Origin of the sequence: Acrocarpospora pleiomorpha (assembly GCF_009687885.1) — a bacterium.
GTDB classification, from domain to species: domain Bacteria; phylum Actinomycetota; class Actinomycetes; order Streptosporangiales; family Streptosporangiaceae; genus Acrocarpospora; species Acrocarpospora pleiomorpha.
Genome location: NZ_BLAF01000017.1, coordinates 98311 through 113877, shown reverse-complemented (window position 1 = coordinate 113877; position 15567 = coordinate 98311). Strand labels below are relative to the sequence as shown.

Sequence of the window (15567 nt, the reverse complement as noted above, 5' to 3'; positions counted from 1 at the left end):
CGACCCCTAAGGGGTCCTAGTCCAAAAACACGGGGAGATCGGCCCGGCGGGTCACGCCAAGCTTTCGATAAATGCGGGTGAGATGCTGCTCGACCGTGCTCACGGTCACATAGAGCTTTCCGGAGATCTGCCGGTTGGTGTGCCCCTGCGCCGCCAGGGTGGCGACCCGCCGCTCAGCCTCACTGAGATCCCCACCGAGGTCCGTACCACCCGGCCGGGCAGGCTCCGCGGGCGGCCGGGGCGCGAGGGTGTCGGCGGCGGGCTCCGCGCCGGAGGACCGCGCCAGGTGGCGGGAGCGGCGCCCGGCGGACCTGGCGCGATGGCCGTCACCCAGTCGCGCGTACGCCGAACCGGCGTCGGCCAGCGCGTACGCGAGTTCCAGCCGGTCCTGCGCGGATTGCAACAGCTCCACCGCCCGCTCCAGCGCGGCCGGGCGCTGCTCGAGCGGCAGGGTTGCCGCGCGCAGCCGGGTGGCGACGCCGCGAACCCGGGCCGATCCGGAGCCGGGCGCCGCGAGCTGCTCGTCGGCGAAGGCCCTGGCGTCGGCCGTACGGCCCAGGTCGAGGCAGGCGCGGGCGGCGCCGAGCCGCCAGGCGGCGAGGCCGGGCAGGTCGGCGTCCCAGCTTTTCATCAGGTCGCCGCAGGCAAGGAAGTCGGCGAGGGCCTCCTCCGGGGCGCCTGTGGAGAGCCGGTAGCCGCCGCGCGCGGCCAGGTAGTGCGGCCCGACCGGGGTCTGGAACATGGCCTCAGGCACGGGCACGGCCAGGTAGCGCGCGGCGTCCTCGGGTTTGCCCAGGAGGGTCTTGGCGGTCACCATGCTGGCCAGCGGCAGCCCGAGCGCCACCCCCCAGGCGGCCATCGGCAGGTGGCCGAGCGCGTCGCGGGCGCACCGCTCGGCGTCCCTGAGCCGGCCCTGGCGGATCGCGGTCTCGGCCCGGATCGCCGCGAACATGCCCTGCCAGTGCGGATCGCAGTGGGTGGTGGTCTGTTCCAGCAGCGGCGCGCACCAGCGTCCGGCCAGGTCGGCGCGGTCGGCGTAGACGAGGGTGGCGAGCGCGGCGATGAGCGACTCCAGGGCCGGTTCCCCCATCGGGCAGAGCCGCAGGACCGTCTCGGCGCGGCACACCGCCACGTCGGCGTCGTGGTCGGCCAGAAAGGCCGCGAGCACGCGCACCCCTTCGAGCCCGGTGGTCACCTCGATGGGCCCGGCTTCCGCCGGGAGATCGCCACGCAGGCCCGGATACCAGCAGCGGACCAGCTCCGGGAACGCTCCAACGGTCCCGTCAGAATCCCGCATGATCCGTAACGCCTCGCCGGTACGGCCGGCCAGCAGCAGTCGCCGTACCGACCCGGTGGCGGCCGATCCCCGGCCGAGCCATTCATCGACGAGATTGGCGACTTTCGCCGAGATCTGTTCGTCCGAGGACGCGTCCGCGAAAAGTCTGCGGAGTAATTCCAGGGATGATTCCGCGTTCACCCGATCGATTCTGGCCCGATGGCCCATCAATTCCATACGACGCTCCGCCGGAAGAAACAGCAGTGGTCATCGGCGCGCTATTCGCGCCCGCATCCGGCCGCAAAGAATCGACGCCCTTTCTCCGGCTCTGCCGCCGCCGTCGCCCGCGGGCCGGGATCCGCACCAGCCCCCCGCCGGTGCCTATTACCTATATTTCCTACTAAGTAACCATACAATAGGCAGGACGTCAAGGCGGCGACCGGCCGCGATCACAGCATTACAGGTTGTTCTGGTAGGAAATATGTGGATATGCTCGCTGACGCACCATTCGAGCACCTCAGAACCAGGACCCATGAGAATCACCCCAGCCCTCGCGGGGATCGCCGCGCTCCTCGCCCTCGCCGCGTGCGGCGGCGGCGAGACCGGCGCCGCCCCCGCCGCCCCGGCGAAATCGATCATCCTGATCACCCCGAACCCCGTCGGCTCCAACAGCTTCCTGCAGCTCGGCGTCAAGGGCGCGGAGGCCGCCGCCAAGGAGCTCGGCGCCTCCTTCAAGCTGTACGAGAGCAAGGACCCCACGAGCATCGCGCAGAACGTCGACGCGGCGGTGCGGGCCAAGCCGACCGTCATCGTGGGCATCAGCTTCTCCTTCGACGACGTGTTCAACACGGTCCCCAAGCAGCACCCCGCCCAGCAGTTCCTGCAGGTCGACTCGTGCGCGAAGGAGCAGGCCGCCAACCTGGCCTGCGTGTCGTTCAAGGAGCACGAGGCGGCCTACCTGGCCGGGGTCGAGGCGGGCCTGCTGACCAAGAGCGGCCAGATCGGGGTGGTCGCGGCGCTGGACACGCCGTTCGTGCACCGCTGGATCGAGCCGTTCTTCGCCGGGGCCGCCTCGGTCCGGGCGGATGTCACCGGCACTCCCCTCTACGTGGGCGGCGCCAACCCGTTCAGCGACCCGGCCAGGGCCAAGTCCCAGGCGCAGACGCTCACCGGGCGCGGCGCGGACATCGTCGCCGCGGCGGCGTCCGCGGGCAACCAGGGCGTGTTCGAGGCGGTCGCGTCCTCGGGGGCGAAGGCGTTCGGCGTGGACGTCAACCAGTGCGCCCAGAGCGCGGGCAACGTCATCGACAACGTGCTCAAGCACGTGGACGTGGCGGAGAGCGCGGCGATCAAGGAGATCGCGGCCGGGAAGACCGGCGGCGTCAAGGTCTACGGCCTGGCCGAGGGCGGCGTGGGCGTGAACGCCCTGGACGCCGGGGTGGCCTCCTCGGGCTGCACGGTGGCCGCCAGCCCTGACGTGATCGCCAAGCTGAAGCAGGTGCGCGACGACATCGTGGCCGGAAAGATCACCGTCGCGGATCCGCTGCAGGGCTGACGGTGTCCGTACCCGCCGCCGAACTGGTCGGCGTGAGCAAGCGGTTCGGGCCCGTTCTCGCCAACGACGGCATCGACCTGGCGGTCGCCAGGGGCGAGGTGCACGCCGTCATCGGCGAGAACGGGGCCGGCAAGTCCACCCTGATGTCCATCCTGTACGGCCTGCACCGCCCCGACTCCGGCCACGTGCTGCGCGCGGGCGAGCGGATCAGGCTGCGCTCCCCCGCCGACGCGATCCGGCACGGCCTCGGCATGGTCCACCAGCGTTTCCGCCTCTTCCCCGGCCTGACGGTGGCGGAGAACATCGTGATCGGCGCGGAACCCGTCTCCCGCGGCCGCGTCGACCGGGAGAGCGCGCACCGCGCCGTGGCGGACCTCTCCGCGAAGTACGGCCTGCGCGCCGACCCCGCGGCCCAGGTGGGCGGCCTCCCGGTCGGGGTACGCCAGCGCGTGGAGATCCTCCGAGCCCTCTACCGCCAGGCCGAGGTGCTGATCCTGGACGAGCCGACCGCCGTGCTCACCCCCGCCGAAGCCGACCGCCTGTTCGAGGTGCTCCGCACGGTGGCCGCCACCGGAGTCGCCATCCTGCTGGTCACGCACAAGCTCACCGAGGTCCTCGCCGCCTCCGACCAGGTCACGGTGCTCCGCCAGGGCCGCGTGACCGGCCGATTCGCCACGGCGGACACCAGCGCCGGCGAGCTGATCCACGCCATGATCGGCCGCTCCCTGGCCGCGCCGGAAACTCGCCGGCGGTCTAGGCCGGACGGCGAACCCGCGCTCGACGTCCGCGATCTCACCGTCCACGACACCGACGGTGTGCCCCGCCTGTCCGGCGTCTCGTTCGCGGTCCGGCCGGGGGAGATCGTCGGCATCGCGGGCGTGGCCGGCAGCGGCCAGCGCGAGCTCCTCGACACCGTCACCGGCCTGCGCTCCCCCGGCCGGACCGGGCAGGTGCTGCTGGACGGCGCCCCGGTCGTCCAGGGCCGCGACCCGCGCGTCGCGTACGTGCCGGAGGACCGCCACGGCCGCGCCACCGCGCCGGAGATGTCGCTCGCGGAGAACCTCCTGATGGGCGAGCAGCACCGGCTGGCGACCAGGTTCGGCCTGCCCAGGAAGACCGTCCGCGCGAGAGCCGAGCAGTTGACCGAGCGGTTCGCCATCAGCGCGGCGTCGGTGGACGTCCCGATCACCGCCCTGTCCGGCGGCAACGCGCAGAAGGCAGTGCTCGCCCGTGAGCTGACCCGCGAGTCCCGGGTGATCGTGGTCGAGGAGCCGACTCAGGGCGTGGACGTGGGCGTGCGCGAACGTGTCCACGCGCTCCTGACCGCGGCCCGCGACCAGGGCGGCGCGATCCTCCTGCAGTCCAGCGAGCTGTCCGAACTGCGCGAGTTGTCCGACCGGATCCTGGTCTTGTTCGAGGGCCGCCTGGTCGCCGAATTCGACGCCGACGTCGCCGAGGAGCGTCTGGGCCAGGCCATGACCGGAGTGCTCCCATGACGATCCGGCGGGTTGCCCTGCCCGCGGCGGTTCCCGCGATCGGCGGCGCGCTCGCGCTGACCACGCTGGTGCTGCTCGCGGTGGGCGTCAACCCGGCGGACGCCTATCCGGCGCTGATCCGGGGAGCCATCCTCGACGGCAACCTGGAGTACACGATCGCCGCGTTCGTGCCGACTCTCGGCATGGCGCTGGCGTTCTCGCTCCCCCTGCGGGCGGGCGAGTTCAACCTCGGCGGCGACGGCCAGATGGCGGCCGGGGGCATCGCGGCGGCGGCGCTCGCGCTTTCGGCGCCGCTGCCGCCGGTGCTGGCGGTGGTGCTGCCGCTGCTGGTGGCGGCCCTGGCGGGCGGCCTGGTGGCGGCGCTGGCCGCGCCGCTGAGCACCAGGCTGCGCGTGCCCGCCATCGTCGGCACGCTGCTGATCAGCGCCCCGGCCGTCTCGCTGGCCTCCTACCTGGTCCGCTTCCCGCTGGCCGAGCAGGGCTCCGGGATCGCGCAGACGCCCGTGCTGCCCGCTGCCGCCCACCTGCCCGCGCTGGGCGGCAGCGGCTACGTCACGCTGGGCCTGCCGCTGGTCGTGGTGCTGACCGGGATCTGGTTGTACGCCGACAGCCGCACCGTCCTCGGCTACGAGATGCGAGCCAGAGGACACAATCCCGAGTTCGCCCGGTACGGCGGCGTCCGCGTCGACCGGCTCGCCGGATACGCGCTGGCCGGAGGCGGGGCGTTCGCCGGGCTGGTGGGCGGGCTGATCGTGCTGGGCCCGCCGTACCGGTTCGTGGACGGCGCGCTCACCGCGCCCGGATACACCTTCACCGCGATAGCCGCGGTACTGCTGGCGGCGGCGCGGCCGCTGGCAGTACCGCTCGCGGTGGCCCTGCTGACCGTGCTCCAGGTGGGCGGCCAGGGCATGGAACGGGAGGCCGGGGTGCCGAGCCAGCTCACCCAGATCGTGCAGGGCCTGATCATCGTGATCGTCGCTGTGGTGGCGACCGTCCGGCGGCGGGCGGCGGAATGAACATTTTCGAGCTCTCCTTCCTGTCCGGCGTGCTCACCGCGACCGCGCCGGTGCTGCTGGCCGCGCTCGGCGGGCTGATCTGCCAGGTCGCGGGGGTGTTCAACATCGCGCTCGAAGGCCAGCTGCTGTGGGGCGCGTTCACCGCCGTGGTGGTCAGCGACGTGACCGGCAGCGCCTGGACGGGTGTCGCGGGCGCGATCGTCGCCACCGTGCTGTTCTCCGGGATGTTGTCGGGTGCCTCCGTGGGCCTGCGCGCCGACCCGATCGTGGTGGCGGTGGGGTTGAACCTGCTGGCGCTGGGGCTGACCGGGTTCCTGATGCGGCGGATCTTCGGCAGCGGCGGCACCTACAGCTCGCCGGAACTGGCCGGGCTGCCGACGCTGGCCGAGCTCGGGCTGGACGTGCCCGTGCTGGGGCCGCAGTCGCCGCTGGTGCCGCTCGCGCTCGCCCTCGTCGTTGTGGCGGCCTGGTGGTTAGGACGTACCAGGTCGGGGCTGCGGGTGCGCGCCGTGGGCCAGCACCGGGAGGCGGCGGAGGCGGCCGGGCTGCGGGTCGGGGCGTACCGGCATGGGGTGGTGCTGGTGGCGGGCGCGCTGTGCGGGCTGGCCGGGGCGCAGCTGGCGCTGGGCAACGTGACGCTGTTCAGCGAGGGCATGAGCGCGGGCCGCGGCTGGATCGCGGTGGTGGCGGTCATGGTGAGCGGGGTGTTGCCCTACCGGCTGCTGCTGGCCTGCCTGCTGTTCGGTGTCGCGGAGGCGGTCGGCTTCCGGCTTCAGGGTGCGGGGCTGCCGCAGCAGGCGGCCGACGCCGCGCCGTATGTGATCACGCTGTTCGCGCTGGTCCTGGCCGCGGTGGCGGCCAGGCGGCGCCCGAAGGAGGCCTCATGACACGGCGGATCGTCGTGGACACCGACACGGGCATCGACGACGCCCACACCCTGCTCTACCTGGCGGGCCGCCCGGACGCCGAGATCGTCGCGGTCACCTCCGTGTACGGCAACTGCGAGGAACCGGACGCGGCGCGCAACATCGGCTACGTCACCCGGCTCCTCGGCCTGGACGTGCCGATCGCGCGCGGCGCGGCGCGACCGCTGGCGGGGGTGGCGAGCATCGCCGGGCACGTGCACGGCAAGGACGGCCTCGGCGACCTCGGCTACGACCGGCCCATGCCCGAGGTGGCTTCGGAAACCGCCGCCGAACTGCTGGTACGGCTGGCCGCCGAGCACCCGGGCGAGCTCGACCTGCTGGCCCTGGGCCCGCTGACCAACCTGGCGGCGGCGCTCCGGCTCGACCCTGACCTGTTCACCCGCTACCGGTCGGTGGTGCTGATGGGCGGGTCGGGTCCGTACGCGCCGCCGGGCACGCTGCTGATGATCGACGCGAACGTGAACAACGACCCGGAGGCGGCGCGGGCGGTGTTCGCCGCGCCGCGCCACAGGCTGGTGATGGTGGGCGTCAACGTGACCGGCACCACGATCCTGGACGAACGCGCCATCGCGGCACTGCGGGCCTCGCCCAGGGCCACATTCGCCACCGAGATCCTGGACGCGTACCTGGACTTCTACCAGAACGAGTGGGGACGCCGGATCATCCCGCTGCACGACCCGCTGGCGGCCGGGATCCTGCTGGACCCGGGGTTCGCGACCGGGTGGATCGACGGCCCGGTCAACGTCAGGACCGACGGCTTCCTGTCGCGGGCCCGGCTGATGCGCACCCACGACGGCCTGCCCCCGGCCTTCCCGTACGAGGCGGCGCCGGACACCCGAGTGATCACCTCCGTGGACGCGCCGCGCTTCGTCGCCGATTTCGTAGGAGTGCTGACGCGATGAGCTGGATTGTGCTGGACATCGAGGGCACCACCAGCTCGACCGAGTCGGTGCACAGGGGCCTCTACTCCTACGCCCGCCCCCGGCTCGGCCCCTGGATCGACACGCACCGCGACGACCCCGAGGTGGCCGCCGCCGTCCGGGAGATCGGCGGCGGCACCACCGAGGAGAGCGTGGCGATCCTGCACGCCTGGATGGACGGCGACGTCAAAGCCACCCCGCTGAAGACGCTGCAGGGGCAGATCTGGGCGGCGGGCTTCGCCGGTGGCGAGCTGACCGCGCACTTCTTTCCCGACGTGCCGCCCGCGCTGCGCGGCTGGCGGGAGCGGGGACGGCGGCTGGCGGTCTTCTCCTCCGGGGCGGTGTCCAGCCAGCGGCCGTGGTTCGCGCACAGCGCCGAGGGCGACCTGTCGGCGCTGGTCGAGCGGTATTTCGACACGGTCAACGCCGGTCCCAAGCGGGAGCCCGCGTCCTACGAGCGGATCGCGGCGGCCCTGGACGCGCCGCCGGGCGAGTTGCTGTTCCTGTCGGACGTCCCCGCCGAACTGGACGCCGCGGCGGCGGCCGGATGGCGCGTGATCGGGGTACGCCGTCCAGGTGAGCCCAGCGAGCAGGCCCGCTTCGGCGCGCACTTCGTGGTCGCGAGTTTCGAGGAGATCGCATGAGTCCCACCGCCGCCGACGTGCTGGGCGCCGGCGCGCGGCTCGCGGCCGAAGCCGCCAGGTTCACCGCGCTCGGCTGGATGCGCGGCACCTCGGGCAACCTGTCCGAGGTGGTGGCCCGCGACCCGCTCCGCCTGGCGGTGACCGCCAGCGGCCTGGACAAGGGCGAGCTGTCGGCCGCCGACATGGCCGTCGTGGGGCCGCACGGGGAACCGGTCGACATCGACGGGATCACGCCGCTGAAACCCTCCGCAGAAGCCGGGCTGCACGCCAGAGTGGCCGCCCTGACCGGCGCGGACGCCGTGGTGCACGTGCACACGCTGAGCGCCGTCGTGGCCGGTCTGCACTGGCCCGGCGGGGTACGGCTCCGCGACCTCGAAACCCTCAAGGGCATCGGCCGCCGGGCCCACGACGACGAGGTGGTCATCCCGGTGATCGCCAACAGCCAGGACATGGCCGAGCTCGGCGACCGCTTCGAGGCCGCGTACGACCCGGCGACCCCGGCCGTGATCGTCGCCTCGCACGGCCTCTACACCTGGGGGGCGACCCTGCTGCGGGCCCGGCATGTGACCGAGTGCGTGGAGTGGCTGCTGGCGTACAAGATCGCTACTCGCTGACCAGCAGGTCGCCTATCCGGTCGAACACGACCGGGCCGGTGGTCAGGAGGTAGCGTGCGGCGCGAAGCACGCCCCGGATGGCGGTCACCCGCGCCTCCTCAGGGAGGGTCTCGATGTCGGTGACCCGGGAGAAGCCGATCACCCGTCGCGCCGCCTTCGCCGCCCCGAAGGCCGCCGCGTCGGCGCGCGTCCTGGCCAGATAGGCGGCGAGCACGCCGTCGCCGTACACGCGGGGATCGGCGCGGTCCGGCCAGAGCGCGGTGAACTCCGCCTCGAAGGCGTCCCAGGTCTGCTCGGCCAGCCCGAGCGCCCACCCCGCGTGCGCGGCGTCGCCGAGCGCGAAGCCGCGCGCCGCCGCCAGCACGTAGTTGCCCCACAGCGCGCCGATGTCGAACCCGACCGGGCCGTAGAAGGCGAACTCGACGTCGAAGGCGCGCGTCGACCCCGGCCGGACCAGCACCGAGCCGGTGTGCAGGTCGCCGTGGATGAGCGCCTCGGCGCGCGTCATGAACGCCAGCTTGGCCAGGCCGATCGCGGTGCGCACGGCGGGATCGCCGATGTAGGCGGCCACGTCCGCCTTGTTGGCCGGAAGGATCTTGTTGTGCTCGTGCTCGACGTACGGCTCGGTGAAGACCAGATCCTCGGTGATCTCGCAGAGTTCCGGGTTGACCGACCTGGCCACGGCGGCCTTGTGGCGCTCCGCGCCGAGCCCGAACACCGAGGTCCCGAACCCCACCTTGGCCACATACCGCCCGAGATCGGCCGCCACCCCCTCGTCCCGCGACCCCTCGTTGAGCAGGCCGCGCCACACCCGATGGTCGGACAGATCCTCCAAAGCCACCACATGCCGGGCCTCGTCCACGTCGAGCAACTCCGGCACCAGCCCAGGCGCCACCCGGCCGTGCTCGGCCAGCACGGTGGCCTCGATCCGGTTCCGGTCCGGCGTGATCGGCCAGTCCGGATCCACCCGCACGTACGGCATGGCCTGCTTGAGCACCACACCAGGCCCGCCGTCCACCTCGACGGCGAAGACGGTGTTCATGTTCCCGTCGCCGATCTCCCGCACCCGGGCAGGGTCGGCCCACCAGGCCAGCGCCGGCCGCCCGGCCAGATAGGCGGGCACCGTCTCGACGGTAAGCAGCTCGTAGGCGGTCAACGGACTCTCCTGCGCGTGTAGCTGACGACGAGCGCGCCGGCCAGCAGCGCGCCCTGGACGAAGGTCTGCGTGTAGTAGGGGGCGTTGAGCATGGTCATGCCGTTGATGACCACGCCGATGAACAGCGCGCCGACCACGGTGCCCAGCGTGTTCGGGCGGTTGGCGCCGAGCACCGCGTAGCCGATGAGCGCCGCCGCCACCGACTGCAGCAGGTAGGCGTCCCCCGCGCCCACGTCGCCGCGGCCGAGCCGGGCCGACAGCATGATCCCGGCGGTCGCGGCGCACAGGCCGGACACGGCGTAGGCGAGGGCGCGGTACCTGGCCACCCGGATGCCCGCCAGCCGGGCCGCCTCGGCGTTGCCGCCGATCGCGTACAGGGCCAGGCCCCAGCGGGTGCGCTCGAGGAACAGGTAGACCGCGACCGCCATCAGGCCGAACACCAGGACCGGCACCGGAACCGAGCCGACCGTGCCGCCGCCCAGCCAGGCGAAGCCCTCGGTGTAGCGGCCGGGAGCGGGCGCGCCGTTCACCGTCATCCCGGCCGCCACCGACCGCCCTGACGTGATGATCAGGGCGAGCCCTTGGAAGAGGAACATCGTGCCCAGCGTGGCCACCAGGTCGGGAATCCGGGCCACCACGGTGAGCAGCGCGTTCACGCCCGCCACCAGCAGCCCGGTGAGCAGCCCGGCGACGATCGCGGTGCCGCCGGTGAGGTTGAACCTGACCATGGCCAGCGCGGTCACCATGACCACCGCGCCGACGCAGGCCCCCGCCGACAGGTCGAACCCGCCGGTCGTCATCGAGACGGTGACGCCCAGCGCGACCACGCCGACCACGGCCACCGACTGGAGCACGATCATGGCGTTGCCGTACGTGCCGAAGGCCGGGCGGAGCACCGCGAAGATCGCCAGCATGGCGGCCAGGACGGCCAGCAGGCCGTACCGGTAGAGCGCGTCGGTCACGGCGTGGCCCAGGGCACCCGGGCGACGTCAGGGGTGGTCAGGGCGGGGATCGCGGCGGTGAGCTGCTCGATGTTGGCGATGCCGCCGTCGCGCAGCCGCTGCTGGGTGACCAAGGCGGGCGGGACCTTCAGCTCGGGCCCGACCTGCTCCCCGGCGACCAGCAGCGCGGCGGCCCGGACCGCGATCCGGCCCACGTTGGAGGGGTCGGTGGTGGCGGTGGCCACCCACGGGCTGTCGGGCTCGGTGATGACGCCGATGTCGGCGGTGGAGATGTCCGCGCCGTAGATCTTGACCTGGTCCCGCAGCCCGAGCTCCTTGACCGCGAGCGCCGCCCCCTTGGCGAACTCGTCGTACGGCGCGAAGATCGCCTTCACGCCCGGGTTGGCCTGCAGCGCGGCCTTGGCCTGGTCGGCGACGGCCGACGCGGTCGAGTTGTTGACCACGCCGATCTGAGCGACCTCCTTGATGCCCGGATTGTCCTTCTTGAACTGGGTCCAGACCTCGTTCCGGCGGTCCAGCGGGGCGAATCCGGCCACGTAGACGTAGATCACGTCACCGCTGCCGCCGGTGCCGTCCTTGAGCGCGCCCAGCGCCAGCTCGGCGATCTGGTGGTCGTCCTGGGAGAGGGCGACCGCCTTCGGAGTGCCCGGGTCGACGTCGAAGGCCACGAGCGGGATGCCGGCGTCGGCCGCCTTCTTGATGGCGGGCTGCACCGTCTGCGCGAAGCCGTGGTCCACGATGATCGCGTCGACCTGCTGGTTGACCGCCTGCTCCAGGTTGAGCGCCTGCTTGTCGTTGTTGCCGTCCCCGCTGGAGACCTCCAGCGTCACGTTGAGGCCCGTGGCCTCGGCCTGCGCGCCGGCCAGCCACTGCTCGAAGTAGTCGCCCGAGGAGAGCTGGCGGACCAGGGCCACCCGGACCCCTTCCGCGAACTTCGGGGGGACAGAGGCGGTGGGCGACACCGCGGCGACGCTGGGCGCCGATGACGCGGGGGCGGTGGCGGTGGTTCCCTGGGAGCAGGCGGTGAGCGCCAGGATGCTGACCAGGGCTCCGACAAGTCGTGCGTGGATCACAGAGGGATGCTAGACACACCCCGGGCAAATTGTCTACTTTTCATGTAGGGTTTATGCAAAATAGCGGGTTTAGTAGGGAATAGGTCATGACATACCTCACCGTGTACACCGACGGCGACGCGCCGGACGCCCTCCTGCGGACCGAGGACGGCGCGGAGATCGCCACCGCGCTCAAGGAGGTCGGCGTCCGGCTGCGCCACTGGCCGACCGTCGAAGGACTCGACGACGCCGGGCCGGAGGAGATCTTGAACGCCTACCGCGAGGAGGTGGCCCGCGTCGTCGCCGAGGAGGGCTACACCTTCGTCGACGTCGCCCAGCTGCGCCCCGACGACAGCCCCGACTGGCCGGAGCGCTCCCGCGCGGCCCGCGCCAAGTTCCTGGCCGAGCACACCCACGACGACGACGAGGTGCGCTTCTTCGCCGGCGGCTCCGGCATCTTCTACCTGCACATCGACGGCAAGGTGCACGCGGTCCTGTGCGAGGCGGGCGACCTGCTCAGCGTCCCCGCGGGCACGACCCACTGGTTCGACATGGGCACCCGCCCCGACTTCACCGCCATCCGCTTCTTCCACGACGACGACGGCTGGGTCGGCGACTTCACCGGCGACCCCATCGCCTCCCGCATCCCCGACTTCGACACGATCACCGCAGGCCGAGCCCAGGGATAGCCGCCAGGATTCGCAGGCCGACCCGCCAGTGACGAGGTCGGCCCGCCATGCTCGCCAACAGCAGGGGCCGCGTCTTCGGCCGGACCGCCGGGCTCGGTCAGCCCACCAGGATCGGCACCCGCAGCATTTGGAAGGTCGTGGTGCGGCGGAGCCGGAAGCCGAGTGACCGGTAGAGACGGATCGCGCCGACGTTGTCGGCCACGGTGTGCAGGAAGGGGACGTCTCCCCGTTCCCGCACCCCGGCCGCGACCGCCAACACCAGCCGCCCCGCCAGGCCCCTCCCCCGGAACGCCTCATCGGTGCAGACGGCGCTGATCTCCGTCCACCCGGGCGGCCGCAGCCGCTCCCCCGCCATCGCGACCAGCGCGCCGTCCCGCCTGATCCCCAGGTACGAGCCGAGCTCGATGGTCCGCGGCAGGAACGGCCCCGGCTGGGTCCTCTCGGCGAGGTCCAGCATCTCCGGCACGTCCTCGGGCCCCAATCGGACCGCCTCATCGTCGGGCGCGCCGGTCACCTCGTCGCCGGTCATCTGCACCCCCGCCATGCTGAACACCACCTCCCATCCCTCCGGGGGAACGACGGCCAGCCCCGCCACCGACACCGTCCCTCCCCGCCCCGCCAGCGCGGCCACGTCGTCCCAGTCCGACGGGGACGGCCGATCCGGCAGAGCCAGGAACGGGGAGACGTCGAGCGGATACCGCAACGCGCCCCCATGCCGCTCGGCGAAGCGCGCATGTGGCCCCGTCAAGGCCGCCCACGCGGGGTTGTCCAGCACTTCAGTCACGCCAATACCTCACTCATCACACTTGCCCCACTCACACCAGCACCTCGATCACACCAACGCCGCACGCACTCCGGCACGCCGCGCACTCCGGCACGCCGCGCACTCCGGCGCCTCGATCGCTCCCCCCTCGTGCGGCCAAGCCCACCCGGCGTAAGGGCCACGTCGTGACCACATCCACCTCCGCAGACGGCCGCTACCTCGCAGACGTCCTTGGCAACACCCACAACCTCAGCATGATTCCATTTTTCCGTCAATACCTACCCATTTAGTAGGCAATTAGTCGACCGGTGGAGTGGAGAACGCGGGGTTCTCGGTTCAGCCGCGGTTCAGGAGGGCTCGGGCGACGTCGACGTCGGTGATGAGGATGTTGATCCAGCCGCCGCGGGCCGCGCCGCGGATCGCGGCGAGCTTGGAGGCGCCTCCGGCGACGCCGATGCGGCGGTCCACGGCACGGAGCTGGTCTGGGGTGATGCCGATGATGCGGTCGTCGAAATCGGCTTCGACGGCTCGTCCCTCGGCGTCGAAGTAGCGCGTGCAGACGTCGCCGACCGCGCCGAGTTCCTGGAGCTGGCGCTGGTCCTCGGGAGTGATCGCGTTGCCGGAGCGGCGGAGCAGGGGGGAGGGTTCCAGGGTGCCGATGCCGACGACCGCGAGGGTGAGGCGTGACCAGGCCTGCATGACCTGGGCGACGGTGGGTTCCTTGGACAGCAGGTCGCGGAGCTCGCGGCTGCCGACCAGCGCGGCCGAGGGGGCGAAGACCGGTCGTGCTCCGGTGAGTTCGGCGAGGCGGCTGGTGAGGCGGGTCGCGTGCAGCTGGACTTCCGGGCTTCCAGAGCCGCCGACGATCTGCACGACCTCCTCCGCGACGGGAGTGGTCTTGGCGCGCATGACGTTGACCGATTCCAGGAGCGTGGCGCTCCAGGAGGAGATCCCGATGATGTCGCCACCTTTGAGGGTGGCGTCGAGGTAGATGGCGGTCGCGGCGGCGAGCGCGGGAATGACGTCGGTCCCGCCGCCTTCGGCGTCGACGACGACGGCGTCGCGGAGTCCGAACTCCTGCACCAGGGCGTCCTCGAGTTCGGCGTGCACGCCGTCGGGCGAGACGACCACGGTGCGGACGACGTTGCGGTCGGTCGCTTCTTTGAGCAGGCGGGACACGCGCGGCTGGGACATGTGGAGCAGAGCGGCGATCTCCGGTTGACGTAGCCCGCGCTCGTGGTACATGCGCGCCACCTTGACCAGCAACCGCAGGTGGTCAGGGCTAGGAGTCGAAGCGATCACCACGGGGTGTCCTGTTTCCTCTCGTTCAGGCGGCGTGTCAGCCGAAACATCCGATCTGTATGTTAAACGCTGCGCGGGCCAGGGGCGAGGCGCCGTGCCACGCCCCTGGCCGTCGACGGCTCAGAGCTTGGCGAAGACACCGTACTGGTCGGCATTCTCCTTGGTGATGAGCTCGCAGTCGATCGACTGCTTCTCCTGCGCTCCGGTCGAGCCGGTCTTGATGAACTTGTCGGCCTGCTCGACTGCGGTCTCGGCGCCGAGCGCGGCCGGCTGCAGCGCCGTGGCGAGCATGGCCCCGGACTTGATCTGCGCGATGGCGTCCGGGCTGCCGTCGAAGCCGACGACGATGACGTCGGACTTCTTGGCGGACTTCAGCGCCGCCACCGCGCCCAGGGCCATGGTGTCGTTGCCGGCGATGACGCCCTGGATGTCGGGGTTCTGCTGGAGGATGGTCTCCATCTTGCTGAAGGCCTCCTGCTGGTCCCAGTTCGCGGTCTGCTGCGCCACGCGCTTCATGCCGGGGTACTGGGAGATGACGTCGGCGAAGCCCTTGGAGCGGACACCTGCGTTGGTGTCGGATTCCTTGCCGGTGAGTTCGACGTAGTTGCCCTTCTCCTTCATCGCCGCGACGAACGCCTGGGCGGCGAGCTGGGCTCCCTGGGCGTTGTTCGACACGATCTGGGCCTTGGCGATGCCGGTCTTGTTGATCTCCCGGTCGATCAGGAAGACGGGGATCCCGGCGTCGGTGGCCTTCTGGACGGGGCCGATCGAGGCGTCGGCGCCCGCGTTGTCGAGGATGATCGCCTCGGCCTTGCGGGAGATGGCGGCGTCGATCAGCTCGCTCTGCTTGTTGGGGTCGTCGTCGTGCGAGGCGACCGAGGTCTGGTAGCCGAGACCTTCCGCCTTGGCCTTGGCGGCGTCCGCCTCGGCCTTGAAGAACGGGTTGTCGGGCGACGGGGTGATGATCGCGATCAAGTTGCTCTTGGGCGCGGAGGCGCTGGCGGCCCCCGCCTCCTCGGGCTCGTCGGACGATCCGCACGCGGTCAGCATCAGCAGGCCCGCGGTCAGTGCCGCGGCCGCCTGAACGACCAGGCGGCGGCTGGGGTGGGACATGATTTCCTCCTGTTGGGCACGTCGACATCGACGCAAGACGGGGATCGGGGGTGAACCGGACACGGGATCGCGCCGGTCGGCGG

Annotated in this window: 15 protein-coding genes; 8 read left to right on the top strand and 7 right to left on the bottom strand. The window is 71.7% G+C overall.

The window, feature by feature from the left end:
• Positions 1-16 precede the first annotated feature (16 nt).
• The gene (locus tag Aple_RS17190; protein ID WP_170321524.1) at positions 17-1477 is read right to left on the bottom strand and encodes a helix-turn-helix transcriptional regulator; all 1461 of its coding nucleotides are present in this window, start codon (positions 1475-1477) and stop codon (positions 17-19) included.
• 331 nt (positions 1478-1808) lie between these two features.
• Here Aple_RS17190 and Aple_RS52035 point away from each other — a divergent pair, with 331 nt between their 5' ends.
• Genes Aple_RS52035 through mtnB form a run of 7 tightly spaced genes read left to right on the top strand, consistent with a single transcriptional unit; the run spans position 1809 to position 8447 of the window.
• On the top strand, positions 1809-2831 hold the full coding sequence (locus Aple_RS52035; protein WP_170321523.1) for a BMP family ABC transporter substrate-binding protein: 1023 nt from the start codon (positions 1809-1811) through the stop codon (positions 2829-2831).
• A gap of 2 nt (positions 2832-2833) precedes the next feature.
• Entirely contained in the window at positions 2834-4327 is a 1494-nt protein-coding gene (locus tag Aple_RS17180) for an ABC transporter ATP-binding protein (RefSeq protein WP_218038371.1), read from the top strand.
• Positions 4324-5343 carry an ABC transporter permease subunit gene (locus tag Aple_RS17175; RefSeq protein ID WP_155345613.1) on the top strand — a complete coding sequence of 340 codons (1020 nt, stop codon included), beginning with the start codon at positions 4324-4326 and terminating at the stop codon, positions 5341-5343. The genes Aple_RS17180 and Aple_RS17175 overlap by 4 nt, the downstream gene beginning before the upstream one ends.
• On the top strand, positions 5340-6230 hold the full coding sequence (locus Aple_RS17170; protein ID WP_155345612.1) for an ABC transporter permease: 891 nt from the start codon (positions 5340-5342) through the stop codon (positions 6228-6230). Before Aple_RS17175 ends, Aple_RS17170 begins: the two co-directional genes overlap by 4 nt.
• The gene (locus tag Aple_RS17165) at positions 6227-7171 is read left to right on the top strand and encodes a nucleoside hydrolase (protein WP_155345611.1); all 945 of its coding nucleotides are present in this window, start codon (positions 6227-6229) and stop codon (positions 7169-7171) included. The genes Aple_RS17170 and Aple_RS17165 overlap by 4 nt, the downstream gene beginning before the upstream one ends.
• Entirely contained in the window at positions 7168-7833 is a 666-nt protein-coding gene (gene mtnC, locus Aple_RS17160) for an acireductone synthase (RefSeq protein WP_155345610.1), read from the top strand. Before Aple_RS17165 ends, mtnC begins: the two co-directional genes overlap by 4 nt.
• Positions 7830-8447, top strand: a complete 618-nt coding sequence (mtnB, locus tag Aple_RS17155) for a methylthioribulose 1-phosphate dehydratase (RefSeq protein WP_155345609.1) — start codon at positions 7830-7832, stop codon at positions 8445-8447. The genes mtnC and mtnB overlap by 4 nt, the downstream gene beginning before the upstream one ends.
• Here mtnB and mtnK read toward each other — a convergent pair.
• The 3 genes from mtnK to Aple_RS17140 are packed head-to-tail and all read right to left on the bottom strand — an operon-like array spanning position 8437 to position 11638.
• The gene (gene mtnK / locus Aple_RS17150; RefSeq protein WP_155345608.1) at positions 8437-9603 is read right to left on the bottom strand and encodes an S-methyl-5-thioribose kinase; all 1167 of its coding nucleotides are present in this window, start codon (positions 9601-9603) and stop codon (positions 8437-8439) included. The genes mtnB and mtnK overlap by 11 nt on opposite strands.
• Complete coding sequence (locus Aple_RS17145) at positions 9600-10565, bottom strand: ABC transporter permease (RefSeq protein WP_218038370.1); 966 nt, start codon at positions 10563-10565, stop codon at positions 9600-9602. The genes mtnK and Aple_RS17145 overlap by 4 nt, the downstream gene beginning before the upstream one ends.
• Positions 10562-11638 (bottom strand): substrate-binding domain-containing protein, encoded by a 1077-nt coding sequence (locus Aple_RS17140; protein WP_218038369.1) that lies wholly within the window; start codon positions 11636-11638, stop codon positions 10562-10564. Before Aple_RS17140 ends, Aple_RS17145 begins: the two co-directional genes overlap by 4 nt.
• Before the next feature lie 86 nt (positions 11639-11724).
• Here Aple_RS17140 and Aple_RS17135 point away from each other — a divergent pair, with 86 nt between their 5' ends.
• Complete coding sequence (locus Aple_RS17135; RefSeq protein ID WP_155345607.1) at positions 11725-12306, top strand: 1,2-dihydroxy-3-keto-5-methylthiopentene dioxygenase; 582 nt, start codon at positions 11725-11727, stop codon at positions 12304-12306.
• 97 nt (positions 12307-12403) lie between these two features.
• Here Aple_RS17135 and Aple_RS17130 read toward each other — a convergent pair whose 3' ends face one another.
• The 3 genes from Aple_RS17130 to Aple_RS17120 all read right to left on the bottom strand — a co-directional run bounded on the left by Aple_RS17130 (position 12404) and on the right by Aple_RS17120 (position 15484).
• Positions 12404-13090 carry a GNAT family N-acetyltransferase gene (locus Aple_RS17130; RefSeq protein WP_246264530.1) on the bottom strand — a complete coding sequence of 229 codons (687 nt, stop codon included), beginning with the start codon at positions 13088-13090 and terminating at the stop codon, positions 12404-12406.
• 315 nt (positions 13091-13405) lie between these two features.
• Positions 13406-14374 carry a sugar-binding transcriptional regulator gene (locus tag Aple_RS17125; RefSeq protein WP_218038368.1) on the bottom strand — a complete coding sequence of 323 codons (969 nt, stop codon included), beginning with the start codon at positions 14372-14374 and terminating at the stop codon, positions 13406-13408.
• Positions 14375-14491: 117 nt separating this feature from the next.
• A complete protein-coding gene (locus tag Aple_RS17120) occupies positions 14492-15484 on the bottom strand; it encodes a D-ribose ABC transporter substrate-binding protein (protein ID WP_218038367.1) in 993 nt (330 codons plus the stop codon).
• Positions 15485-15567: the final 83 nt, after the last annotated feature.

Bases quoted from the DNA above. Each gene is read 5' to 3' on its own strand.
- mtnB (WP_155345609.1), top strand. From the start codon at position 7,830: ATGAGTCCCACCGCCGCCGACGTGCTGGGCGCCGGCGCGCGGCTCGCG.
- Aple_RS17120 (WP_218038367.1), bottom strand. From the start codon at position 15,484: ATGTCCCACCCCAGCCGCCGCCTGGTCGTTCAGGCGGCCGCGGCACTG.
- Aple_RS17165 (WP_155345611.1), top strand. From the start codon at position 6,227: ATGACACGGCGGATCGTCGTGGACACCGACACGGGCATCGACGACGCC.
- mtnC (WP_155345610.1), top strand. From the start codon at position 7,168: ATGAGCTGGATTGTGCTGGACATCGAGGGCACCACCAGCTCGACCGAG.
- Aple_RS17170 (WP_155345612.1), top strand. From the start codon at position 5,340: ATGAACATTTTCGAGCTCTCCTTCCTGTCCGGCGTGCTCACCGCGACC.
- Aple_RS52035 (WP_170321523.1), top strand. From the start codon at position 1,809: ATGAGAATCACCCCAGCCCTCGCGGGGATCGCCGCGCTCCTCGCCCTC.
- Aple_RS17135 (WP_155345607.1), top strand. From the start codon at position 11,725: ATGACATACCTCACCGTGTACACCGACGGCGACGCGCCGGACGCCCTC.
- Aple_RS17175 (WP_155345613.1), top strand. From the start codon at position 4,324: ATGACGATCCGGCGGGTTGCCCTGCCCGCGGCGGTTCCCGCGATCGGC.